Raw genomic sequence first — 21,793 nt, 5'->3', positions numbered from 1 at the left:
GCCACGCCACGGCAACACGCCCAGGGGCCCGTTCCGCGACACCGCGGGACGGGCCCCTGGGCGTTCATGTGCCGTTTCCCGCGGGCTGTATAGCCTCGTCCCATGAGCAGGCCGCCCTTTCTCACATTGCCCGCGAGCGCCCGTGCGTACCGCCTCCGGACCGCGCGCGGCGAGTTCGCCGTCCATGACGCGCGGCCCGCTTCGGCGGCGCGCGGGACCGTCCTGCTGGTCCCGGGGTTCACCGGGAGCAAGGAGGACTTCATCGCGCTGCTGGAGCCGCTCGCCGCGGCCGGTTTCCGGGCCGTCGCCGTCGACGGCCGGGGGCAGCACGAGAGCCCTGGCCCCCGTAAGGAGGCCGCGTACGCTCAGGACGAGCTGGCGCAGGATCTGCTCGCGCAGGTCACCGCCCTGAGCGCGGCGACCGAGGATCCCGTCCATGTGCTCGGGCATTCGCTCGGCGGGCTGATCGCGCGGACCGCCGCACTGCGCGACCCGGGGGCGTTCACCTCGCTGACGATCATGAGTTCCGGCCCGGCGGCCATCTCCGCCCCGCAGCGCGCCCGGATCAAGCTGCTGATCGACGCGCTGACCGTGATGGACATGGAATCCGTATGGCAGGCGATGCGCGAGCTGGATCCGCCCGAGGCCGCCGATGAGTCGACACCGCCCGGGGTGGCCGAGTTCCTGCACCAGCGCTGGCTGGGGACCGTCCCGGAGCAGCTGATCGTCACCGGGCGGCAGCTGTCCGACGAGCCGGACCGGGTCGATGAGCTGGCGGCGCTGCGGCTGCGCGTCCATGTGCTGTCGGGCGAGGCGGACTACGCCTGGCCGGTGCCGCTGATGGACGAGATGGCCGGACGGCTGGCCGCCCGCCGGACCGTGATCGAGGGGGCCGGGCACTCCCCCAACGCCGAGCGGGCCCATCCCACCGCCGACGCCCTGATCTCCTTCTGGCGCGACGTGGGCTGATCACTGAGTGGGCTGAGCACTAAGTGGGCTGAGCACTAGGTGGGCTGGGCACTAAGACGTCGTAGGACGCGGGCCTGGCGCTGAGACATCGGCTGAGCCCGAAGCCCGCCCCGAGCCCCGACGGGCTCAGTACTGCGCCTGCAGATGCTCCCAGAAGCCGTCCCGCAGGGCCCGCCGCAGATCGGCGTGGGCGCGCAGCGAGAGCCGCAGCAGCCCCTCCGCGTCGATCAGCAGTTCCTGGTCCACGGAGCCGGGCAGATACGGATGGCCCGGCAGCAGCTCCGCGAGGGTCTCACGGCCGCGTGAGGACAGCCACTGAGCGGCGATCCGCGCCCCGACGAAGCGCACCTCGTCCCGGGTCGGGGCGGGCCCGCACAGGGGCGCGTCGCCGTTCGGCTCGTAGCCGGTGGCGCGCCGGGTGACATACGGCTTGCAGAAGTCGAGGTCGAAGGTGCGCTGGCTGTCGACCTCCCACAGCAGCGGCTCGGCCTGGTTGCGCCCGTCGAGGGCCTCGATGCCCCAGAGGTGGACGCGTGCTCCGTAGCCCTGGGCCGCCTCGACGGCGGAGACCAGGTCCTCGTCGCCGCCGATGAGCACGGCGTCGCCGATGGCGCGGTGGCGGGCGAGGGACTCCAGGTCGGAGCGGATGAGCGAGTCGACGCCCTTCTGCTGGTTGTTGGCGTTGAGGTTGCCGAGCCGGACCTTGACGTCGGGCAGTTCGGCGATGCCCTGCTGCTCCGGGGTGTGGATCCGGCGCCGGGCGCCGTCGAACCAGTAGACGCGCAGCAGCCTGCTGTCCGGGAAGATCGTGCGCGCCTTGTCGATGAACGCCTCGATGAGCCCCTCGGCGTCCAGCTCGAACGCCCGGCGGTCCTCCGTGCCCGCGACCAGCCGCCCGGCGGCCGCATAGACATACCCCGCGTCCACGAAGATCGCGTGAGTCGAGGGCGTGGTCGCGACCTCGGCGAGTACGCGCTGCAGCAGCTCGTTCGTGCGCTCGATGCCCGCGACGATCGAGGCGAGGTCTTGTTGGCCCGGAGGCATGGTCTCACTCATACGCGGTTCATTCTCCGGGCGGCTCCGTGAGGGGCACAACCGGACCCCGCCCCGGCTACCAGCGGATACTTAGGCTGCGAAAAAATTTTATTAGCGTAGGGAATGTTTTCGGGGGACCCTCTGGTTGAACACGTACAGGAGGGCGCGGCAGCGACGCTGCGCGACTCCGTACACATCAGTTCTCCTTCAGGAGGATCAGACGAAGGGAGAAGCCTTGCGCTTCGAGATCATGCGCCTTGACGACATCGATGGCACCGCCATCGAGAGCACCGTCGTAGACGCCGCCTCCGTCAACCGGATCGTGCAGCAGGCCGCCGCAATCGGCCAGCGCATCTACATCCGTCCAGCCGACACCGCCGCCCGGTAGTGCCGTAAGGCCCTCCCAGCAGCACAGAGCGCCGAGCGCCCCCGTACAGACGGTACGGGGGCGCTCGCGCGTATCAGGCGGTGTGGGCCACCTGGATGACGCCGTTGATGATCTGCTGGACCGCGATGGCGGAGAGCATCATGCCGGACAGCCGGGTGACCAGCACCACTCCCCCCTCCTTGATCACGCGGATGATCAGCAGCGAGTAGCGCATGGTGACCCAGAGCACGCCATGCATGGCCGCGATCGCGGTCCACACCGCCACCTGATCGCCGATCCCACGCGCGTGCTGGACGGCGAGGATCACCGAGACGATCGCGCCCGGCCCGGCCAGCAGCGGCATACCGAGCGGGACGAGCGCGACATTGACGTCCTTGGTCTGGGTCGGCTCGTCGTTCTTACCGGTGAGCAGATCGAGCGCGATCAGCAGGAGCAGCAGCCCGCCCGCGATCATCAGGGCGGGGACCGAGACATGCAGATAGTCGAGGATCTGCTGACCCCCGATGCCGAAGACGGCGATGACGCCGAAGGCGACGGCCGCCGCCTGGCCCGCCATCCTGCGCTGCACCTTGGCAGGGCGGCCCGAGGTCAGCCCCAGGAAGATGGGTGTGATGCCCGGCGGGTCCATGATCACGAACAGAGTGAGGAAGAGGGAGCCGAAGACGGCGACGTCGAACACGGTGAATGACCTTGCGGGGACGAGCAGCGGTGCGGTGCTGATGCGGTAAGGGAAACGGAGGGAAGACGGAGCAGAGGGAGAAGCGGGGGCTCAGCCGCCCGCGCCCGGCACCGGGAAGGCGCCGGTCGCCCGGCGCACGATCTCCCCGTAGATCTCGGGGTCGGTCGTGTACTCGCCGAGCCGACAGGTCTTACGGCTGCCGTGATAGTCGCTGGAGCCGGTGGTGAGCACGCCGAGCTCGGCGGCGAGACCTCGCAGCCGGGCACGGGTGTCCTCGGCGTGGTCCATATGGTCGACCTCGATACCGTCGAGGCCCGCCGCCGCCAGCTCGCCGATCGCGCTCTCCGGGACGCACTGGCCGCGCTTGACGGCCAGCGGATGCGCGAAGACCGTGACCCCGCCAGCGCCCTTGACCAGCCGGATCGCCTCGAACGGGTCCAGCTCGTGCTTCTCCACATGCGCCCGGCCGCCGTCGGCCAGCCAGTCCTGGGTGAAGGCGTCCGAGACGCTCTCCACGACGCCCAGCTCGACCAGCGCGGTGGCGATGTGCGGCCGTCCGACGGCCCCGTCCCCGGCGATCTCCGCCACCCGCTCCCAGGTGATCGGCACGTCCAGCTCGCGCAGTTTCGCGACCATCGCCTGGGCCCGGGGCACCCGGTCGTCGCGCACCAGCTCGCGCTCGCGCGCCAGCTCGGGCTCGGCCGGGTCGAAGAGGTACGCCAGCATGTGCAGGCTGACCCCGTTGAGACGGCAGGACAGCTCGGCGCCGGTGACCAGCGTCAGCCCGGAGGGCAGCGCCTTCGTCGCCTCCTCATGGCCGCCGACGGTGTCGTGGTCGGTGAGCGCGACGACGTCCAGACCCTGGGCGGCGGCGTTCCGTACCAGCTCGGCGGGGGTGTCCGTACCGTCCGACGCAGTGGAGTGGGTGTGCAGATCGATGCGCACGGCACGGGCTCCAAGCTGCGTTCGGGATGGACCGAGGGGACGCCCCAGCATAACCACGCCCGAGGCCGCCGACGTCGGCGGCCCTGACCTGTGCATGACGCACCAGCCCGGCGAGAAGAGGGCTCAGGGTGAGAGCAGCCTCGGGGAGAGCGCCCCGCAGGGCACCAGGTCGACCTCGGCCCCCGCGTCCCGCAGATCGGTGAGCACCATCTCGTCGTACATCAGCAGCCCGGTCTGCTCGGGCCAGACAACCGCCCACAGCCACAGCCCGCACGCCTCGCCCGCGAAGACCGCGCGGTCGTCCGGGGTGCCCTCGACATGCCACAGCGGGGTGGGCCGGCCGGCGGCCAGCACCTTGACGTGCGGCGGCTTGTCCACCCGCATCCCCGGCCCCGGATCGGGCCCCGGGAGGCCCGCGAAACGCGCGCCCAGGCCGACGCCCAACTCCTCGGCGATCAGCAGCAGCTCACCCGGGCCGCCCAGCGGGCCGGGGCCGGAGCAGGCCACGGCGGTGGCGCGGCCACCGCTGCGGTCGTCCCCGGCGCAGCCCACACCGGTGAACAGCCAGCCCACGGGCAGCGGCCACGGCATCCATACGGGCACCCGGGCGCGGTTGGTGACGACCACGAGTGCTTCGACGCTCGGCGGGACGACCGGCTGGAGGGGGTGCACCGTACCGTGCACGCCGCACTGCCAGGAGTCGGCGAAGAGACCGGGCGCTCGCACCCGGCCACCGCACTTCGGGCAACTGGGTTCGCCCCTCATAGGGCCCCACGGTCCTCCCCGGTCGTCGCCGCGTCAAGGACGATCACCCGTCCGGAGGTCACTTCCCGCACCAGTTCCCGTCCGGCCCGCCGCGGCCCCGTTCCGGCCCCGCCGCCGTTCGCTTCCCCGCCCCGCCGCCGTTCGCTTCCGGCCCCGGCGCCGTTCGCTTCCGAGCCCCACCGCGGTCCCCGTCCGGCCCCGCTCCCGGGCCTCGCCGGGCTTCCGTACGGATCTCAGCCCGACAGCGGCACCCCGGTCCGCACCGGGTCGCGCAGATCCGTGCCGTGCCGCAGCCAGCGGTCCTGGAGGGCACCGGCGCCGTGCACCCGCTTCCAGGCCGCCTCGTTCGTGGTCATCGGCAGCATCGGCAGGAAGCGCACCGGCTCCAGGGGCTCCAGCAGCTCCAAGTCCTCGACCAGGCCGCCCGGTTCGGCGACGAGGACGGAGCTGAAGGGCGCCCCGGGCCACAGCGGCCCGCCGAGGTCCAGCGACGCGCCGGGGGTCACCACGACCCCCTCGACCTGGGGCGAGGCGGCCAGCACGGCGAGCGGGCGGAGCACCTCGTCGAGGACGGAGAGGTCGGGACCGGAACCGCCCGCCCTCACGGTCAGCACCAGCTCGGCGCGCGGCCCGCGCAGCGGATCGGCGACGGCGGCGGTCGGGCTGGTCATCGGATGGTCCGACATGCCGAGCGTGGCGTAGCGGGTCACATCGCTCTCATCGCGGAATCGCAGCACCTCAATGCGGTCCGTACCGACGAAAGTGACGGCGGCGCGGGCGTCAGGCTCGCCCAGCGCGGTGATCAACCGGGCCTCGACCAGCTGAAGAACGTCTGACATGCGGTGAGCATAGATCGCGTATCGAACAGGCAAAGCGGCGACGTAACGGTTCTGCCGACTGATAGCCTTAATCCCTGCCCAGGGAGTTACAGATCGTCCCTCACGGGGGACCGGCCGGAGGAGGTGGGGCTGCGGTGGATCCTAGTCGACCGTGCAGTACCGACAGTTCTCCCGTCGTTTCCCCTCGGTATGCGACTTCATGATCTGAGCCTTCCGTACCCCGCCGCTCGGCGGTGAAACACGCGAAGCCCACTCGCACCCAGGGCATTTGACGGTAGAGCGCCTTCGTACCGCTTTGTTCAGTTCCGAAGAACCTTCCGTCAGCGCCATCGCACGGAGCGCCGCCCGCTTTGCGGACGTACGGGCACGGGATGTCGTACGTCCACCTTCCGGGCGCCGCGCTGCGCCGCGCGCCCGCCGCTGACGGCCGGCCTGTGAAGGAGCCCGTCATGTCGATGATCCGTGACCTGCGCGCAGCCGTTCGGCCTGCCCTGCGCCGTTCCCGTACCGCCAGCGACTACGACGCGACGCGTGACCCGTCGGTCACCAGCGCCGTGGTCGACTGCGGGGTCTACCGCGACGGCAAGCGGGTCAGCGAACACGTGAGCCCGGCGAAGGCCATGGAGCGGGTCCGCGAGGAGGGCGGGTTCGCCTGGATCGGGCTGCACGAGCCGACCGAGCGCGAGTTCGCGGGGATCGCCCAGGAGTTCGGGCTGCACCCACTGGCGGTCGAGGACGCGGTGCAGGCGCACCAGCGACCCAAGCTGGAGCGGTACGACGACACCCTCTTCACCGTCTTCAAGACCATCCACTACGTGGAGCACGCCGAACTCACCTCGACCAGCGAGGTCGTGGAGACCGGTGAGGTGATGTGCTTCACCGGCCGGAACTTCATCGTGACCGTCCGGCACGGCGGCCAGGGCTCGCTGCGCGCCCTGCGCCACCGGCTCCAGCAGGACCCGGAGCTGCTCGCCAAGGGTCCCTCGGCGGTGCTGCACGCCATCGCCGACCAGGTGGTCGACGGCTATCTCGCGGTCGCCGACGCGGTCCAGGACGACATCGACGAGGTCGAGATCGACGTCTTCTCCGCCGCGACCTCCCGGCGGGGCGGCGACGCGGGCCGCATCTACCAGCTCAAGCGCGAGGTGCTGGAGTTCAAGCGGGCCGTCTCGCCGCTGCTGCGGCCGATGCAGCTGCTGAGCGAGCGTCCGATGCGGCTGGTGGACCCGGACATCCAGAAGTACTTCCGGGATGTCGCGGACCATCTGGCGCGGGTCAACGAGCAGGTGCTGGCCTTCGACGACCTGCTGAACTCGATCCTCCAGGCCAATCTGGCGCAGGCCACGGTCGCGCAGAACGAGGACATGCGGAAGATCACGTCCTGGGCGGCGATCTTCGCCGTGCCGACGATGATCGCGGGGATCTACGGCATGAACTTCGACTACATGCCGGAGCTGCGCTGGAAGTTCGGCTACCCGACCGTGCTCGTGGTCACGGTGGGCATCTGCTTCGCGATCCACCGCGGCTTCAAGCGCAACGGCTGGCTGTAGGGCCGGACGGCGAGCGGGCCCTCATCGGCCGGGTCGGGCCCTTGGCGAGTTAGCCGGGGTCCTTCGACTCAGCCAGGGTCGTTCGACTCAGCCGGGATCGTTCGACTCTGCCGGGGTCGTTCGACGCGCCCTTCCCGTCCGCCATGATGACCAGCGCGAGTCCGACCAGGATCACCGCGAGCGCCGGGTAGGCGGCCACGGGCGGCATCTGGCCCAGCCACAGGGCCGCGATCAGGGCCGCCCCCGGCGTCTCCAGCAGGATCGCGGTCGAGGTGACGGACGGGCCGAGGCCCTTGACCACCCGGTTGATGAGAGTGTGCCCCAGCAGCTGCGCGGTGACCGTCAGCGCGGCCAGCCGTAGCCAGGTGGTGCCGCTGTAGCCGCCGAGTTCCGCGCCCGCCACCAGGCAGGTCAGCAGCAGGAGCACGCTGGTGGTGGTGTAGCAGACGTAGGCGTACGCGGTGGTGCTCACCGAACGGCGCACCTCCGCCCCGAGCAGCACGTACCCGGCCGCCGCGACCCCGCCGAGCAGCGCGAGCCCGTCACCCAGCAGCGCTCGTGGGGAGGCGGACAGGTCGACCCCGGTGAGGATCACCACACCGAGGATCGCCAGCCCCATGCCCAGCCAGGCGAGCGTGGGCGGGCGGTGGCCGCGCAGCCGCAGCAACAGCGCCGTCCAGATGGGGGTCGTGGTCACCAGCGCGGTCGAGGAGGCCACCGAGGTCATGTGCAGGCTCGGCAGCCAGGCCCCGAAGTGCACCGCGAGCAGCGCCCCCGCCCCGGCCGACAGCAGGGCCGTCCGGCGGCCCATCCCGCGCAGCTCGCCCCGGTGGCGCCACAGGGCGAGCGGGGTGAGCGCGCCCACCGCCATGGCGTTGCGCCAGAAGGCGATGGCGAGCGCGGGCGCCACCGTCGCGGCGGCCAGCGGGGCGGAGAGCGAGACCCCGGCGATGGCGACCGTAAGGAGCGCGACGTCCACCGGACCGCTGTGGAAGCGGCCACCGTCACCGGGTGCGGTGGGCGTGGCGGCGGAGGCTGGGACGCGGGCGGCACGGGCGGTGGACACGCGGCCAGCGTAAGGCGCGTGGCCGTGCGACGGAACTGACATTTCACGGGCTGGGACGGGGCGTGGCTGGCCTAGGCTGTCGGCATGACGCAGACGCCGATGGACCGTGCACTTGTCGAGGAGGCGGCCAAGAAGTCCGCCCTCATCTGGGTCCAGGGCACCGAGGGCGCCCCGCGCGCCCTGTGGCACATCTGGCACGAGGGCGCGGTCTGCCTCGTCGGGGACGGGCCCGACGAGCAGCCTCTCGAGGGCCTCGGGCTGGCCGACGGCGGCAGCGCGACCGTGACCGCACGCAGCAAGGACAAGGGCGGGCGCCTGGTGAGCTGGTCCGCGCGGGTGGTCGAGCTGGCCCCGGGCGGCGAGGCGTGGACCGCGGCGGTCGACGAGCTCAAGGGCAAGCGGCTGAACGCGGCCGACGCCGACCACATCGCCGAGCGCTGGGCCCGTGAATGCCGGGTGCTGCGGCTGGAGCCCGCGTCCGGGGCGCTCGCCGAGCACCCCAGCGGCTCCCTGGCGGCGGCCCCGCTGCCGTCTCCGGCGACCACCCGCCGCCCGATCCCGGCGGCGCTCCCCAGGCTCCTGGCCCGCCGCAAGAAGCGGGCCCGTGACGCCCGTAAGGACGCGTCCTAGCCATCCGACGACCATCCGACGACCGGGCTGGCGACCGTAAGGACGCGCCCTGGCCCGCGCGAGGCACCGGGATCGCCTACGGCGTCTCCGGGATCTGCTGCCCGTAGTCGAGCACATGGCCCTTCTCCGGGGCGGTCAGCTCGAAGCCCTTGTTCCAGTCCGCGAGCCGGATCACCCCCGCGCCGCCCGCCCGCTGCAGCCGCAGCGGATACGGCCTTCCCTCCAGGGACACGTCGAGCGAGCCGCCCTCACCGGCCTTACCGGCGCTGATGGTGATCGTCCGGACGCCGTCCACCCGCCCATGGTCACCCGTGGCGATCTTGCCGTGCAGTCCGAGCAACCCGTCGAGCAGCAGCTTCATATCGGTGAAACCGCTGAGCCGCTGGTAGGAGGGGTCGCCGGAGGGGACCTTCACATACTTGTCGTCCAGCTTGCCGGCCGCGTTGTCCGCGTCGCCGCCACCGCTCTCGCCGTCGTGCGACCAGAAGCCCGCGTCGGCCTTGAGGTAGAGCTCCTTGCCGACGCGCAGCAGCTCGAAGCTGGAGCCCTTGGTGGACACCTGGCCCGTGCCGCCGTCGGCGTTGAGCCGCATGTTCAGCTTGTAGGTGGCTCCACTGGTGACGAGGTTGCCGGAGAGCCGCACCGATTTCGCGCCGCCGGCCGCCTGACGGGCCTTGCTCTCGATCTTCGTGGCGGGGAGCTTTCCCACGCCGTTCGTCCCCGCGTCGGGGTCCTTCTCCCCGCCGCCGCCACACGCGGCGAGCGTGGCGGCCAACCCCGCGCACATCGCCGCAACGACAGCCCTGTTCCGGGTGCGCACGTCCGCTCTGCCTCCTGATGCCGGTGCAGTAGGGCAGCGTACCGGTGCCGTGCCGCGGTGTCCGCAGGGTGCCGCGGCGCCCTCGCCCGGCGGCAGGGCAGGTGCGGGCACGTTAGCCTGAACCCGGTGAAGAGCGGATCATTGCCTTGAATGACCACGAAACCTGATAAGGAAGCCCCAGATACGAGGGGAGGCAGGGCATGCCGACAGGCACCCCCCGGGTCTTCGTCTCGCATCTCGCGGGCGTCGCCGTCTTCGACCCGAACGGCGACCAGGTGGGGCGGGTGCGCGATGTCGTGGCGATGCTGCGGCTGGCCGGCCGCCCGCCGCGGGTGCTCGGCCTGGTGGTCGAGGTGGTCGGCCGCCGCCGGATCTTCCTGCCCATGACCCGGGTGACCGGTGTGGAGTCCGGCCAGGTCATCACCACCGGTGTGCTCAACATGCGCCGCTTCGAACAGCGCCCCACCGAGACCCTCGTCCTCGGCGAACTGCTCGACCGCACCGTACGGCTGGTCGAGACCGGTGACCCGGTGACGGTCCTGGACGTGGCGATGAGCCAGCTGCCCGCACGCCGGGACTGGGAGGTCGACAAGGTCTTCGTCCGCCGCGGCAGGACCCGCGCGCTGCGCCGCCGCGGCGAGGCGCTGACCGTGGACTGGTCGGCGGTCACCGGCTTCTCGCTGGAGGAGCAGGGGCAGGGCGCGGAGAACCTGCTGGCCACCTTCGAGCAGCTGCGCCCCGCCGACCTGGCCAATGTGCTGCACCATCTGTCCGCCAAGCGCCGGGGCGAGGTGGCGGCCGCCCTGGACGACGAGCGGCTCGCGGACGTCCTGGAGGAGCTGCCCGACGACGACCAGGTGGAGATCCTCGGCAAGCTCAAGGAGGAGCGCGCGGCCGACGTCCTGGAGGCCATGGACCCCGATGACGCGGCCGATCTGCTCTCCGAGCTCCCCGAGCCCGACAAGGAGCGGCTGCTGGACCTGATGCGCCCCCGGGACGCGGCGGACATGCGGCGGCTGATGTCGTACGAGGAGGGGTCGGCGGGCGGTCTGATGACCACCGAGCCGATCGTGCTGCGCCCGGACGCCACCGTCGCGGACGCGCTCGCCCGGGTGCGCGACCAGGATCTGACCCCCGCGCTCGCCGCCCAGGTCTATGTCTGCCGCCCGCCCGACCAGACGCCCACCGGGCGCTATCTGGGCATCATCCACTTCCAACGGCTGCTGCGCGACCCGCCGTTCACCCTCGTCGGCGCGGCCGTCGACTCCGATCTGCCGACGCTGCCGCCGGACACCCCGCTGCCCGTCGTCGCCGGCCATCTGGCCACGTACAACCTGCTCGCGGCGCCCGTCGTGGACGAGACCGGTTCGCTGCTCGGCGCGGTGACGGTCGACGACGTCCTGGACCATCTGCTGCCGTCCGACTGGCGGGAGCGCGAGCTGCACGCCGGGATGGCCCTGCCGGAGGCCGCCGATGGACGGTGACGGCGGCCGTCTGGACCGGCCCAAGGCGCGGCGCCGCAGCCCGCTGCCGCGCTGGGACCCCGAGGCGTTCGGCAAGGCGTCGGAGCGGATCGCGCGCTTCCTGGGCACCGGGCGGTTCATCGCCTGGATGACGGCCTTCGTGGCCTTATGGCTGCTCTGGAACATCCTGGCGCCGCCGCGGCTGCGGTTCGACCCGTTCCCGTTCATCTTCCTGACGCTGATGCTCTCGCTCCAGGCGTCGTACTCCGCCCCGCTGATCCTGCTGGCCCAGTACCGGCAGGCCGACCGCGACCGGGTCAATCTCGAACAGGACCGCAAGCAGAACGAACGGTCCATCGCCGACACCGAGTTCCTCACCCGGGAGATCGCGGCGCTGCGGACGGGCCTGGGCGAGGTGGCCACCCGCGACTGGCTCCGCGACCAGCTGGCGGACCTGCGCCAGGGGCCGGACGGCGGCCGGAGCGCCCCGCGGCCGGGCGGCCACGGCGAGACCCCGGCCGAGTGAGGAACGCGACCGCTGACGGCCGTCCGCACCCCACCCACGGCGCCGTACCATCTCCATATGGCTACCGACACCCTCCCAGCACCGAGCGAAGACGCGGTACGCGCCGCGCTCGCGACGGTCAACGACCCGGAGATCCACAAGCCGATCACCGAACTCGGCATGGTCAAATCCGTCGAGATCGCGGCGGATGGCTCGGTCGCCGTGGTGGTCTATCTCACGGTCTCCGGCTGTCCGATGCGGGACACGATCACCAGCAATGTGCGGACGGCGGTCGCCGGGGTGGAGGGTGTGACCGGAGTCACGGTCGACCTCGAGGTGATGAGCGACGAGCAGCGGCGCGAGCTGGCCACCTCGCTGCGCGGCGGCCAGGCCGAGCGCGAGGTGCCCTTCGCCAAGCCCGGCTCGCTGACCCGGGTGTACGCGGTGGCCTCCGGCAAGGGCGGGGTCGGCAAGTCCTCGGTGACGGTCAACCTGGCCGCCGCGCTGGCCGCGGACGGGCTCAAGGTCGGCGTGGTGGACGCCGACATCTACGGCCACTCGGTGCCGCGCATGCTGGGCGCCGACGGACGGCCCACCCAGGTCGAGAACATGATCATGCCGCCGTCGGCGAACGGCGTGAAGGTGATCTCGATCGGGATGTTCACCCCGGGGAACGCCCCGGTGGTCTGGCGCGGGCCGATGCTGCACCGCGCACTCCAGCAGTTCCTGGCCGATGTCTACTGGGGCGACCTCGATGTGCTGCTGCTCGACCTCCCCCCGGGCACCGGCGACATCGCGATCTCCGTCGCCCAGCTGGTGCCCAACGCCGAGATCCTGGTGGTGACCACGCCGCAGCAGGCCGCCGCCGAGGTCGCCGAGCGGGCCGGCGCCATCGCCGTCCAGACCCATCAGAAGATCGTCGGCGTGGTGGAGAACATGTCCGGGCTGCCCTGCCCGCACTGCGACGAGATGGTCGACGTCTTCGGCACCGGCGGTGGCCAGGTGGTCGCCGACGGGCTCAGCCGGACCACCGGTACGACGGTGCCGGTGCTGGGCGCCATCCCGATCGACGTACGGCTGCGCGAGGGCGGCGACGAGGGCAAGCCGGTCGTGCTGACCGACCCCGACTCCCCGGCAGGCAGCGCGCTCAAGGCGATCGCGGGCAAGATCGGCGGCCGCCAGCGCGGCCTCGCGGGCATGTCGCTGGGCGTCACCCCGCGCAACAAGTTCTGAGCGGGCGCGGTCGCGACCTGCGGCTGACGCATTCGCGAACTGGTCGCGGCGCGCGGCCTACGCGCTCGCGGGCTACGGCCGACGCGCTCGCGGCCCACGGCTGAGGGGCGGTTTCCCGGGGAAACCGCCCCTCAGCCGTGTACGCCCCTACCCGTCCCGCCCGTCGTAGCGGGCGATGTCCTTCACGACGGCGAAGCCCAGGCCGTAAGCGCTCATCCCGCGCCCGTACGCGCCGATGTGCACGTCCTCGTTCGCCGTACCGGCCAGCACCCAGCCGTACTCCGACTCGCGGTAGTGGAAGTCGGTCGGCACCCCGTCCACCGGGAGCGACAGCTGCGACCAGCTCCCGCCCTCCAGATCGTCCGCCAGCTCCCAGGCGATCGCGGTCTGCTGGTCCAGCCAGTCCTGGCGCAGCGCCCGCTCCATGCGGGTCGGCCAGGTGCACGACAACAGACCGGAGCCGGCCAGCCAGGCGGCCGAGGAGACCGAGGTGGCCTCCAGCTTGCCGGTGCCGTCCGCGCTGTCCCGCCCCGGGCGGCTGGCGACGGTGACGACCACCGTGAAGCGCTGCTGGTCCATATCGGTCTCGACCCGCAGGGACGGCTCCTCGCCATGGCCGGTCGAGCCGTACTCGACGATGCCGTCCGCGGCCGCGCCCACCTGCATCAGCCAGCGAGGGCCGGTGAACGCCTCGTCAAGCCCGTACCAGGGGAAGGCGGCCATCAGATAGCCGTCGACGCTCCGCCGGGCGTCGGCGGGCATCCCCTGCGCGGCCGCTGCCACACCTCGTTCCCCTAGCCGACCCGTGGTCTCCATGTGCGCGCGGCCTCCTCGTTTGCCCTGCGTCGTGGGCGGCCCGCCCCCCTCGGGCGACCCTCACCCCGGACAAAGGGAGGATAGCCATACGGGTCAACCAGGCCGGGCATACGGGGGGATCAAGTGGCGTCGGAGTCGAAAGGCGGACGCTCCTCGCGTCCCGGCTCCTCGCGCTTGCGCAGCAGGTCAGGCGTGCTGGAGTCGTCCTTGGACAGGGACAGCGGGGTGGTGTCGGAAGCCCCTGAAGAGCCCTGCGGCGCATCACTCTCCCGGCCGTGCACCGCGTCGGCGACCTCCGCCATCTCCTTGCGGAGGTCGAAGCCGTTACGGATCTCCTTCAGGCCGAGCTCATCGGAGTCCAGCACGTGCTTGCGCACGAAGGTCTTGGGGTTGAGGTCCTCGAACTCGAAGTCCTTGAACTCCGGCCCCAGCTCGGAGCGGATGTCCTCCTTGGCGCTGTCGGAGAACTCCCGGATCTTCCGGATGAACTGCGTCACGTCCCGAATCACCTTCGGGAGCTTGTCCGGGCCGAAGACGAGCACCGCAAGGACAACGAGCGCGACAAGCTCGAGAGGTCCTATGTCCAACACCTTGCAGCTCCTCAAGACGTCTGGGCCCCGGCCTGGGCCACTCAATACCGTACCTGGCGGTGGGGTCGGCGCGGGAGACGGCCGGGCCAACAAGGGGCGTCAGCCGCTGCTCGCCGAGCCCAGGGTCAGCTCCGCGGCGCGCTCCTTGCCGTCGCGCCTGACGGTGAGCCCGAGCCGGTCCCCGGGGCGGTGGCTGCGGATCTTCACGATCAGCTCCTGGCCGCTGTGCACCCGGACGCCGTCCACCTCCGTGATCACGTCACCGGGCTCGATCCCCGCCTTGTCGCCGGGGCCGCCCTCGGTGACCGGCGCGCCGCCGCCGGCGCCCTTGGTGTTCACCCGGGCGCCGTCGCCCGTGTAACCCATGTCGAGGGTGACGCCGATGACCGGATGGCTGGCCTTCCCGGTGTTGATCAGCTCCTCGGCGACCCGTTTGCCCTGGTTGATCGGGATGGCGAAGCCCAGGCCGATGCTGCCCCCCTGGCCGCCGCCGAGGCCGGAGCCGTCGTCGGCCGCCCGGATCGCGCTGTTGATCCCGATGACCCGTGCCTTGCGGTCGACCAGGGGGCCGCCGGAGTTGCCCGGGTTGATGGGGGCGTCGGTCTGCAGCGCGTCGACATAGCTGACGTCGCTGCCGTCCTCCTTCTCGCCGCCCGCGGTGATGGGGCGCTCCTTGGCGCTGATGATCCCGGAGGTGACCGTGCCCGCCAGGTCGAAGGGGGCGCCGATGGCCACGACGGGGTCGCCGACGCGCACCGAGTCGGAGTTGCCCAGCGGCAGCGGGGTGAGCCCGGAGACGCGGTCGACCTTGATCACCGCGAGGTCGTACCCGGTGTCCCGGCCGATCACCTCGGCCTTGGCGTCCTGGCCGCTGTTGAAGGTCACCGATATGTCGCCGTCCGTGCCGGCGGCCTGGACGACATGGTTGTTGGTGAGGATGTGGCCCTGCTTGTCGAGGACGAATCCGGTGCCGGTGCCCTCCTCCGCGCCGCCGCGCACATGGATGGTCACCACGCCGGGCAGCGACCTGGCGGCGATTCCGGCGACGCTGCCCGGGGACCTGGCCTCCTTCTCGACCGGGGCCTGCGGCAGCTTCACATCGACGCCCCCGGAGGCTCGGTCCCGCTCCGCGTAGGCGCCGATACCGCCGCCCAGGCACCCCGCGACCAGGGCGATCAGCAGCACGGCGATCCAGGCGCCGCGGCGGGAGACGGTCTTCCGCTCGCGCTCGGCGGGCGGCGGGGGAACCACGGTCCAGGGGTCGTAGCCGCCCCACTGGAGGCCCTGGGCCGACTGCGCCATGGAGGCACCCTGGTGGCCCTGATGGCCCTGGTGGGGCTCTCCGGGGCCCGGAGGCAGCTGTGTGCCGTGCGGCGGGGTCATCCCGGGGTGCAGCGGCAGGGGCGGGGGCGCGCTCTGGCCCGGTACGGGCCCCGCGGCGGGCGGCACGGTGGTGCCGTGGGGCGGGGTCATCCCGGGCGTCTGGGACGGCGTCTGGGCAATCCCCGGTGTCTGGGACGGCGTCTGGGCCATCCCCGGTGTCTGGGGCGGCCTCTGGGCCGTCCCCGGCGTCTGAGGCGGCGTCTGGACCGTCCCCGGTGTCTGGGGCGGCGTCTGGACCGTCCCCGGTGTCTGGGGCGGCGTCTGGGCCATCCCGGGCGGGACATGCGTGCCCTGCGCGGGGGTGGCCACCGGGTGCTGAACGGGCGGGGCCGGAGCCCAGGGCCCTGGGTCGCCGTAGGGCGGGGTGCTGTACGGATCGGGCTCATGCAACGGCCGGGGCGTCCGCTCCCCGGGCGCCAGGCCCTCCACGGGGGCGTCCACCGGCTCCGGCGCCATCTGCTCGGCCGCCGCCTCCGCACGCCCCTCGGCGCCCTCCGCCGCGTCGTTCGGCCGGTCGCCGGGTCGCGCGGCGGCCGGGCGGCTCCACCACCTCGGCTTCGGCTTGGGCCCGGGGGCCTCGGCCATCGGCTCGTCCATGATCTCCCCAAGTTCCCGCAGACAGGCAGGGACCGCACCCGTCCGGGGCATACATCGCCGCCTCCGGGTCGCGCTGCCCGGAGGCGATTCAATCAGGTCCGTCGGCGCTCGCGCAGGGCGGACGAAAAGACCTTGTCATGATCGGCAAAGACACGGACGGCCGGAGACTGGGCGCCCTGATCGCCGTCGTACTGCATCCGCGCTGCTTCCGTACTGCTTCCGCGCTACTTCGGGGGCGCGCTGACCCCGAGGTACGGCGAACCGCCCGGCGCGGGCCCGGACGGGACCTCCAGCTGGGTCGGCCGGGGGGCCGGGGGTGTGGAGTTCGACGTCCGCAGCAGCTCCGTGACCGACAGAATCGGCTGTATCAGCGGATTCAGCGCCGCCACGGGCTGGCGCAGGGACGGTGGGTACGGGGTGGCCGTCGGGGACGGGGTGAGCGTGCTGGCGTCCGTGGTGGCCGTGGTGGGCGGCAGGCCCACCTCCCGGCGGGCGCGCTCCCGCACACCCGCGTATACGGCGGTGTCGGCGGTGTCGGCGCCCACCGGGGAGACCGTGGTGTCGGCGCCGTCGGCCGAATTGCCCGGGGGGTCGACCGCCGCGTCCAGCGGCAGGGCCGCGCCGAGCGCGAAGGCCGCCAGGGAGACCGCTCCGGCCGCCGCGAAGGCGAACCTGCGGCGCGGGGCGGGGCGCTCGACCTCATGGATCCGGAAGCCGCGCTGACGCGAGGCACGGGCCGACGCCGCCGGTGCGATCGCGGTGCCCGGGGGCATCGCGGGCACGAAGGCGAACGCCCGCTCCCGTCTCTCCTCCGGCTCCCGCACATCGCGCATCTCGCGCACGTCCCGCGACCCGCCGCGCAGATCGCGCGGGCCGAAGACGCTTGAGCCCCCGAAGGGGGAGCCCCCCAGACCGTCATCGCCGCCCGTGGCCGGCAGACCCTGGAGGCGGGCCAGAAAGCCCTCCGACGGTGCCGGGGGCGCCGTCTGGGCGAACACGTTTTTCAGCCGACGCTGAGCATCGGCCTCCGCCTTGCACTTGCAGCAGGTGGCGAGATGGGCGAGGACGCGCTCTCGCGCGTCATGCCCCAGCTCACCGTCGACCAGAGCCGCAAGGCGGTCGCCGAGATGCTGCTCGGCGGGGGACGGACCGCCTGATCGGGTCACGCGATTCCGACCTCCCCGCTCAGCCGGGGGGCCGTGACACCCGGCGCCACCGCGGCGACCTCGTGCTGCTGCCCGGTCCGCGCCGCGGGGGCGCGGTGCTGCAGCGCCTTGCGCAGATGCGAGCGGCCGCGGTGGATGCGGCTGCGCACGGTGCCCAGCTTGACGCCCAGGGTGGCCGCGATCTCCTCGTACGACAGCCCCTCGATGTCACAGAGCACCACGGCGGCGCGGAACTCCGGGGCGAGGGTGTCCAGCGCCTGCTGCACATCCGCGTCGAAGTGGGTGTCGTTGAAGTGCTGCTGAGGAGAGGGCTCGCGGCTGGGGAGCCGCTCCGCCGCGTCCTCGCCGAGCGCGTCGAAGCGGATGCGCTGCCGGCGGCGGACCATGTCGAGGAAGAGATTGGTGGTGATGCGGTGCAGCCAGCCCTCGAAGGTGCCCGGGGTGTACGTCGACAGCGAGCGGAAGACGCGGACGAACACTTCCTGGGTGAGATCCTCGGCATCGTGCTGGTTACCGGTGAGCCGGTAGGCGAGGCGGTAGACCCGTGCGCTGTGAGTGCTGACGATCTCCTCCCAGGTAGGAGGCGTCCACGCCGCGTCCGCATCCGTGGCGAAGGTCGCGGTGGTGGCGGACTCGGCGATGGGCGCACCTCCCGTGCCCTTCGGGCTACGGGGGTGAGAACGGTCAGCGGTGTTGGTCACGGATTTCGGCTCGCCCACTGACCTGCGAAAGCGCTTCAGCACTCTCCGGTCACCGGCCGCAGCCGCACCTCCCCTGTCGGCTCTGGTGGTGTCCAGTAGAGCCCCTACCATATCCACCTCGCCCGTTAGCTCCGGATAAGCATTTTTGACCTGCATTTGGTCGTGATCCATACGGTCCCCCCGGCTTCTACAACGCCTGGTCCCATCTGCGGGTTCCCGTGCGCAGCGGATACAGTCACCGTTGCGCCAACTACGGGGACAGGAGAGGGTCATTACCGGCAACCGGCAGACGAGCTGGGCGTTCGCCGACGCGTTCGTCGCCGAGGACGAAGCCCTTCACTGGGCCCGTGACCGGGCCCGGGAAGCAGGGCTGCGCTCGGTGTCGGCGGGCACCGGCGCCGCGCTGCGGCTGCTCGCTGCCACCGCCGATGCCAAGGTCGTCGCCGAGATCGGCACCGGGACGGGCGTCTCCGGGATCCACCTGCTGCGCGGAATGCGCCCGGACGGCGTGCTGACCACCGTGGACACCGAACCGGAGATGCAGCAGTTCGCCCGGCAGGCGTTCCGCGCGGCCGGGTTCACCGGGAACCGGGCGCGCTTCATCCCCGGCCGCGCCCTCGACGTCCTGCCCCGGCTGGCCGACGGCGGATACGACCTGGTCTTCTGCGACGGCGACCGGCTGGAGTGCCTGGACTACCTCGCCGAATCGTTGCGGCTGCTGCGGCCCGGCGGGCTGGTCTGCTTCGAGGGGGTCTTCACCAACGGGCGGACCGTGGACTCCACGGCCCAGCCCACGGAGGTGCTGCGGGTGCGCGAGCTGCTGCGGACCGTACGGGAGTCCACCGTGCTCCAGTCGTCCCTGCTGCCGGTCGGCGACGGCCTGCTCTGCGCGGTCAAGCGGGGCTGAATCCCACGGTCGGACGGGGCTGAATCCTCACGGCCGGAACGGTCGGGAACAGCCAGAACGGCCGGAACGGCCAGGAACAGCCAGGAACAGCCGGAATGGTCGGGAACGGCCGTCCGCCGCCCCGGGCGGGCGGAACCCCGTACAAGCGCTGCCCCGGCGGTCGGTACCTGACGTACCGGCCGCCGGGGCAGCGCGCGAGTGATGGTGGGCCGCAAGCCGTCAGCCGACAACCTTCTTCAGGGCGTCGCCGAGGGCGTCGGCCTCGTCCGGTGTCAGCTCGACGACGAGCCGACCGCCGCCTTCGAGCGGAACGCGCATGACGATGCCCCGCCCCTCCTTGGTCACCTCGAGCGGGCCGTCGCCCGTCCGCGGCTTCATGGCCGCCATGCTCGTTCCCCTTCCTGAAACCAGCTCATCGCAGCCGACAACCCAGGTGTCACCGGCATCGAACACGTTGCTTCCCCCTCATTATCCCGCATGGCACGACCCGATGACCAACATCGGTCGGCAACGCCTGTGCGAGGCGTTCCCCCAAAACCACCCAATTCGGGGAGGTGATCGCGGTAGCGTACGCCCGCCGTCACCGAACGAAGGGTCGGTTCTTTGACGCAGGTCACATGTCGGTCGGTCATGATCTCCGGCATGCTGTGCGCTGACCGCCGCGGCAGGCCTCTTCCGGGCCCGCCGGTGCGGCCGCAGCCCGAGCCGCCCACCCGCCTCGCCCCACCGCCGGAGGACCGCCATGGCCGACGCCGTGCTCTACGACCTCACCGAGGGTCTCGCCACGATCACGTTGAATCGTCCCGACGCGATGAACGCCCTGAACATCGACACCAAGGAGGCGCTGCGCGACGCGCTGCTGCAGGCCGCGGAGAGCCCGGCGGTACGGGCCGTGCTGCTCACCGGCTCCGGGCCGCGCGCCTTCTGCGTCGGCCAGGACCTCAAGGAGCACATCGGCCTGCTGGCCGCCGACCGCGACGGCAGCGGCGAGGGCTCGACCATGAGCACGGTGGCGCTGCACTACAACCCGATCGTCACCGCGATCGCCGGGATGCCGAAGCCGGTGGTCGCCGCGGTCAACGGCGTCGCGGCGGGCGCCGGGGCGGGCTTCGCCTTCGCCGCCGACTACCGGATCGTCGCCGACACCGCCTCCTTCAACACCTCCTTCGCCGGGGTCGCGCTGACCGCCGACTCGGGGGTCTCCTGGACCCTTCAGCGGCTGATCGGCTACGGCCGGGCGGCGGATCTGCTGCTCTTCCCGCGCACCATCGACGCCCAGGAGGCGCTCGGCCTGGGCATCGCCCACCAGGTGGTCCCGGCGGCCGAGCTGGCCTCCGAGGCGGCGGCGGTCGCCCGGCGGCTGGCCGGGGGCCCCACCGCGGCCTACGCGGCGATCAAGGAGTCCCTGGCCTTCGCCGCGGGCCACACCCTCACCGAGGCCCTGGCCATGGAGGATGAGCTGCAGCGCCGCGCGGGGGCCTCGGACGACCACGCCATCGCGGTGGAGGCGTTCGTGAACAAGGAGAAGCCGAGGTTCACCGGCCGCTGACGGGACCCGCCCCGGCCGTCGGCGGCCGGGGCGTCAGACCGCGTCGCGGATGTGGCAGTCGGCCAGGTGGTCGTTGACCAGGCCGCATGCCTGCATCAGCGCGTAGGCCGTGGTGGGGCCGACGAAGCGGAAGCCGTGCTTCTTGAGGTCGCGGCTGAGGGCCGTGGACTCCGGGGTGATCGCGGGGACGTCGGCGAAGGTCCGCGGGACCGGACGGCCGTCGGAGGCCGGGGCGTGGGACCAGATCAGCTCGCTCAGCTCACCGGGGGCCAGGGCCGCCGCGGCACGGGCGTTGGCGATCGTGGCGGCGATCTTGGCTCGGTTGCGGATGATGCCGGGGTCGGCGAGCAGCCGCTCCTCGTCGGCCTCGGTGAACTCAGCGACCTTCTTGATCGAGAAGTCGGCGAAGGCGGCCCGGAACCCCTCCCGGCGGCGCAGGATCGTCAGCCAGGACAGCCCGGACTGGAACGCCTCCAGGGAGACCCGCTCATAGAGCGCGTCATCGCCGTGGACCGGGCGGCCCCACTCCGTGTCGTGGTAGACGCGGTAGTCGGTCATGGTCTCGCTCTCCAGGCCCCAGGGACAGCGCGGCAGACCGTCCGGACCCTCGACCACACCCTGCTCGCTCATGCGCCCTGCCCTTCGTAACCACGGCCCTCGAAGCCGTTTCCGTCGAAGCCGCGCCGCCCGAAGGCGTCGAAACCCCTGTCCTCGAAACCCCTGTCCTCGAAGCCGCCGTCCTCGAAGCCGCGCCGCTCGGGGCCGGGGCCGGGGCCCTCGAGGCCGCCCGGCCCGAAGCCATGGTCGCTCTCCGGGGCCGACAGCGGATCGGGGCGGGGCCCGGAGGGCGACAAAGGCTTCGGGCGCGGACCGGCGAGCGCCGTCTCCAGCTCGGCGATCCGGGCGTCGCGCTCGGCGAGCTCGGCGCCGAGGCGGCCCAGCACATCGTCCACGTCCGCCATCCGGTAGCCCCGCAGCGTCATGGGGAGCCGCAGCGACTCCACGTCGGCGCGCGCCAGCGGCCGGTCGGCGGGCAGCGGGTCTTCCAGCCGGTCCGGGGGCGCTTCGGTGAGCGGGCCGTCACCGCCACCGACGACGGCGAGCGTGACCCCGCCGACCACAACGACCAGCGCGATCAGCAAGAACAAGAACACGGTGATCGTCTCCCCGTCAGATGCATGGTTGAGTCTGTGTCCG

Annotated in this window: 24 protein-coding genes; 9 read left to right on the top strand and 15 right to left on the bottom strand. The window is 72.0% G+C overall.

What is annotated here, in order from left to right; all coding sequences use genetic code 11:
- Positions 1-102: 102 nt before the first annotated feature.
- Positions 103-969, top strand: a complete 867-nt coding sequence (locus tag J2Z30_RS24225; protein WP_044570257.1) for an alpha/beta fold hydrolase — start codon at positions 103-105, stop codon at positions 967-969.
- A 126-nt stretch (positions 970-1,095) separates the two neighbouring features.
- On the opposite strand, the gene J2Z30_RS24220 is transcribed toward J2Z30_RS24225, so the two are convergent.
- Positions 1,096-2,025: an NYN domain-containing protein gene (locus J2Z30_RS24220; RefSeq protein ID WP_044570260.1), complete on the bottom strand. Its 930-nt coding sequence runs from the start codon at positions 2,023-2,025 to the stop codon at positions 1,096-1,098.
- A gap of 214 nt (positions 2,026-2,239) precedes the next feature.
- Here J2Z30_RS24220 and J2Z30_RS24215 point away from each other — a divergent pair, with 214 nt between their 5' ends.
- Positions 2,240-2,392, top strand: coding sequence for a DUF8834 family protein (locus J2Z30_RS24215; protein ID WP_209468813.1), 153 nt, complete (start codon positions 2,240-2,242; stop codon positions 2,390-2,392).
- Between the two features lie 73 nt (positions 2,393-2,465).
- Here J2Z30_RS24215 and J2Z30_RS24210 read toward each other — a convergent pair whose 3' ends face one another.
- The 4 genes from J2Z30_RS24210 to J2Z30_RS24195 form a co-directional block, all read right to left on the bottom strand.
- Complete coding sequence (locus J2Z30_RS24210; protein WP_044570261.1) at positions 2,466-3,071, bottom strand: MarC family protein; 606 nt, start codon at positions 3,069-3,071, stop codon at positions 2,466-2,468.
- A gap of 90 nt (positions 3,072-3,161) precedes the next feature.
- The gene (locus tag J2Z30_RS24205; RefSeq protein WP_044570264.1) at positions 3,162-4,016 is read right to left on the bottom strand and encodes a PHP domain-containing protein; all 855 of its coding nucleotides are present in this window, start codon (positions 4,014-4,016) and stop codon (positions 3,162-3,164) included.
- Between the two features lie 123 nt (positions 4,017-4,139).
- Positions 4,140-4,781: a DUF6758 family protein gene (locus J2Z30_RS24200; protein WP_044570266.1), complete on the bottom strand. Its 642-nt coding sequence runs from the start codon at positions 4,779-4,781 to the stop codon at positions 4,140-4,142.
- 233 nt (positions 4,782-5,014) lie between these two features.
- A complete protein-coding gene (locus J2Z30_RS24195) occupies positions 5,015-5,620 on the bottom strand; it encodes a suppressor of fused domain protein (RefSeq protein ID WP_044570269.1) in 606 nt (201 codons plus the stop codon).
- A gap of 449 nt (positions 5,621-6,069) precedes the next feature.
- Here J2Z30_RS24195 and J2Z30_RS24190 point away from each other — a divergent pair, with 449 nt between their 5' ends.
- The gene (locus J2Z30_RS24190) at positions 6,070-7,170 is read left to right on the top strand and encodes a magnesium and cobalt transport protein CorA (RefSeq protein WP_020868609.1); all 1,101 of its coding nucleotides are present in this window, start codon (positions 6,070-6,072) and stop codon (positions 7,168-7,170) included.
- A 49-nt stretch (positions 7,171-7,219) separates the two neighbouring features.
- Here the strand turns inward: J2Z30_RS24190 and J2Z30_RS24185 are convergent, their stop codons facing one another.
- Entirely contained in the window at positions 7,220-8,236 is a 1,017-nt protein-coding gene (locus J2Z30_RS24185; protein WP_107073287.1) for a DMT family transporter, read from the bottom strand.
- A gap of 84 nt (positions 8,237-8,320) precedes the next feature.
- On the opposite strand from J2Z30_RS24185, the gene J2Z30_RS24180 reads away from it, so the two are divergent.
- A complete protein-coding gene (locus J2Z30_RS24180; protein ID WP_044570271.1) occupies positions 8,321-8,866 on the top strand; it encodes a hypothetical protein in 546 nt (181 codons plus the stop codon).
- A gap of 76 nt (positions 8,867-8,942) precedes the next feature.
- Here J2Z30_RS24180 and J2Z30_RS24175 read toward each other — a convergent pair whose 3' ends face one another.
- Positions 8,943-9,686, bottom strand: coding sequence for a hypothetical protein (locus J2Z30_RS24175; RefSeq protein ID WP_044570274.1), 744 nt, complete (start codon positions 9,684-9,686; stop codon positions 8,943-8,945).
- A 200-nt stretch (positions 9,687-9,886) separates the two neighbouring features.
- Between J2Z30_RS24175 and J2Z30_RS24170 the strand changes: the two genes are divergently transcribed.
- Genes J2Z30_RS24170 through J2Z30_RS24160 form a run of 3 tightly spaced genes read left to right on the top strand, consistent with a single transcriptional unit; the run spans position 9,887 to position 12,887 of the window.
- On the top strand, positions 9,887-11,170 hold the full coding sequence (locus J2Z30_RS24170) for a magnesium transporter MgtE N-terminal domain-containing protein (RefSeq protein ID WP_044570276.1): 1,284 nt from the start codon (positions 9,887-9,889) through the stop codon (positions 11,168-11,170).
- Complete coding sequence (locus tag J2Z30_RS24165; RefSeq protein ID WP_044570278.1) at positions 11,160-11,675, top strand: DUF1003 domain-containing protein; 516 nt, start codon at positions 11,160-11,162, stop codon at positions 11,673-11,675. The genes J2Z30_RS24170 and J2Z30_RS24165 overlap by 11 nt, the downstream gene beginning before the upstream one ends.
- A 57-nt stretch (positions 11,676-11,732) precedes the next feature.
- Positions 11,733-12,887 carry an Mrp/NBP35 family ATP-binding protein gene (locus tag J2Z30_RS24160; RefSeq protein WP_044570280.1) on the top strand — a complete coding sequence of 385 codons (1,155 nt, stop codon included), beginning with the start codon at positions 11,733-11,735 and terminating at the stop codon, positions 12,885-12,887.
- A gap of 147 nt (positions 12,888-13,034) precedes the next feature.
- Here the strand turns inward: J2Z30_RS24160 and J2Z30_RS24155 are convergent, their stop codons facing one another.
- The 5 genes from J2Z30_RS24155 to sigE form a co-directional block, all read right to left on the bottom strand.
- Positions 13,035-13,703, bottom strand: coding sequence for a hypothetical protein (locus J2Z30_RS24155; RefSeq protein ID WP_044570282.1), 669 nt, complete (start codon positions 13,701-13,703; stop codon positions 13,035-13,037).
- A 119-nt stretch (positions 13,704-13,822) separates the two neighbouring features.
- Complete coding sequence (locus J2Z30_RS24150; protein WP_044570284.1) at positions 13,823-14,293, bottom strand: sec-independent translocase; 471 nt, start codon at positions 14,291-14,293, stop codon at positions 13,823-13,825.
- Positions 14,294-14,392: 99 nt separating this feature from the next.
- Positions 14,393-16,273: a S1C family serine protease gene (locus J2Z30_RS24145; RefSeq protein ID WP_044570286.1), complete on the bottom strand. Its 1,881-nt coding sequence runs from the start codon at positions 16,271-16,273 to the stop codon at positions 14,393-14,395.
- Between the two features lie 224 nt (positions 16,274-16,497).
- Positions 16,498-17,439, bottom strand: coding sequence for an anti-sigma factor family protein (locus J2Z30_RS24140; RefSeq protein ID WP_044570288.1), 942 nt, complete (start codon positions 17,437-17,439; stop codon positions 16,498-16,500).
- Entirely contained in the window at positions 17,436-18,251 is an 816-nt protein-coding gene (gene sigE, locus J2Z30_RS24135) for an RNA polymerase sigma factor SigE (protein ID WP_078956654.1), read from the bottom strand. Before sigE ends, J2Z30_RS24140 begins: the two co-directional genes overlap by 4 nt.
- Positions 18,252-18,381: 130 nt before the next feature.
- Between sigE and J2Z30_RS24130 the strand changes: the two genes are divergently transcribed.
- A complete protein-coding gene (locus J2Z30_RS24130) occupies positions 18,382-19,047 on the top strand; it encodes an O-methyltransferase (RefSeq protein ID WP_044570291.1) in 666 nt (221 codons plus the stop codon).
- A gap of 219 nt (positions 19,048-19,266) precedes the next feature.
- On the opposite strand, the gene J2Z30_RS24125 is transcribed toward J2Z30_RS24130, so the two are convergent.
- Complete coding sequence (locus J2Z30_RS24125) at positions 19,267-19,434, bottom strand: DUF3117 domain-containing protein (RefSeq protein WP_003966491.1); 168 nt, start codon at positions 19,432-19,434, stop codon at positions 19,267-19,269.
- A gap of 355 nt (positions 19,435-19,789) precedes the next feature.
- Between J2Z30_RS24125 and chcB the strand changes: the two genes are divergently transcribed.
- Positions 19,790-20,596 (top strand): 2-cyclohexenylcarbonyl CoA isomerase, encoded by an 807-nt coding sequence (gene chcB, locus J2Z30_RS24120; protein WP_044570294.1) that lies wholly within the window; start codon positions 19,790-19,792, stop codon positions 20,594-20,596.
- Between the two features lie 33 nt (positions 20,597-20,629).
- Here the strand turns inward: chcB and J2Z30_RS24115 are convergent, their stop codons facing one another.
- Both J2Z30_RS24115 and J2Z30_RS24110 read right to left on the bottom strand, forming a co-directional pair.
- The gene (locus J2Z30_RS24115) at positions 20,630-21,226 is read right to left on the bottom strand and encodes a DNA-3-methyladenine glycosylase I (RefSeq protein ID WP_044570296.1); all 597 of its coding nucleotides are present in this window, start codon (positions 21,224-21,226) and stop codon (positions 20,630-20,632) included.
- A complete protein-coding gene (locus J2Z30_RS24110; protein WP_078956655.1) occupies positions 21,223-21,750 on the bottom strand; it encodes a DivIVA domain-containing protein in 528 nt (175 codons plus the stop codon). Before J2Z30_RS24110 ends, J2Z30_RS24115 begins: the two co-directional genes overlap by 4 nt.
- Positions 21,751-21,793 lie beyond the last annotated feature (43 nt).

Origin of the sequence: Streptomyces iranensis, from assembly GCF_017874715.1 — a bacterium.
Taxonomy (GTDB): domain Bacteria; phylum Actinomycetota; class Actinomycetes; order Streptomycetales; family Streptomycetaceae; genus Streptomyces; species Streptomyces iranensis.
The sequence above is the reverse complement of the archived record's forward strand: the minus strand, read 5'-3'. Positions and strand labels throughout refer to the sequence as shown.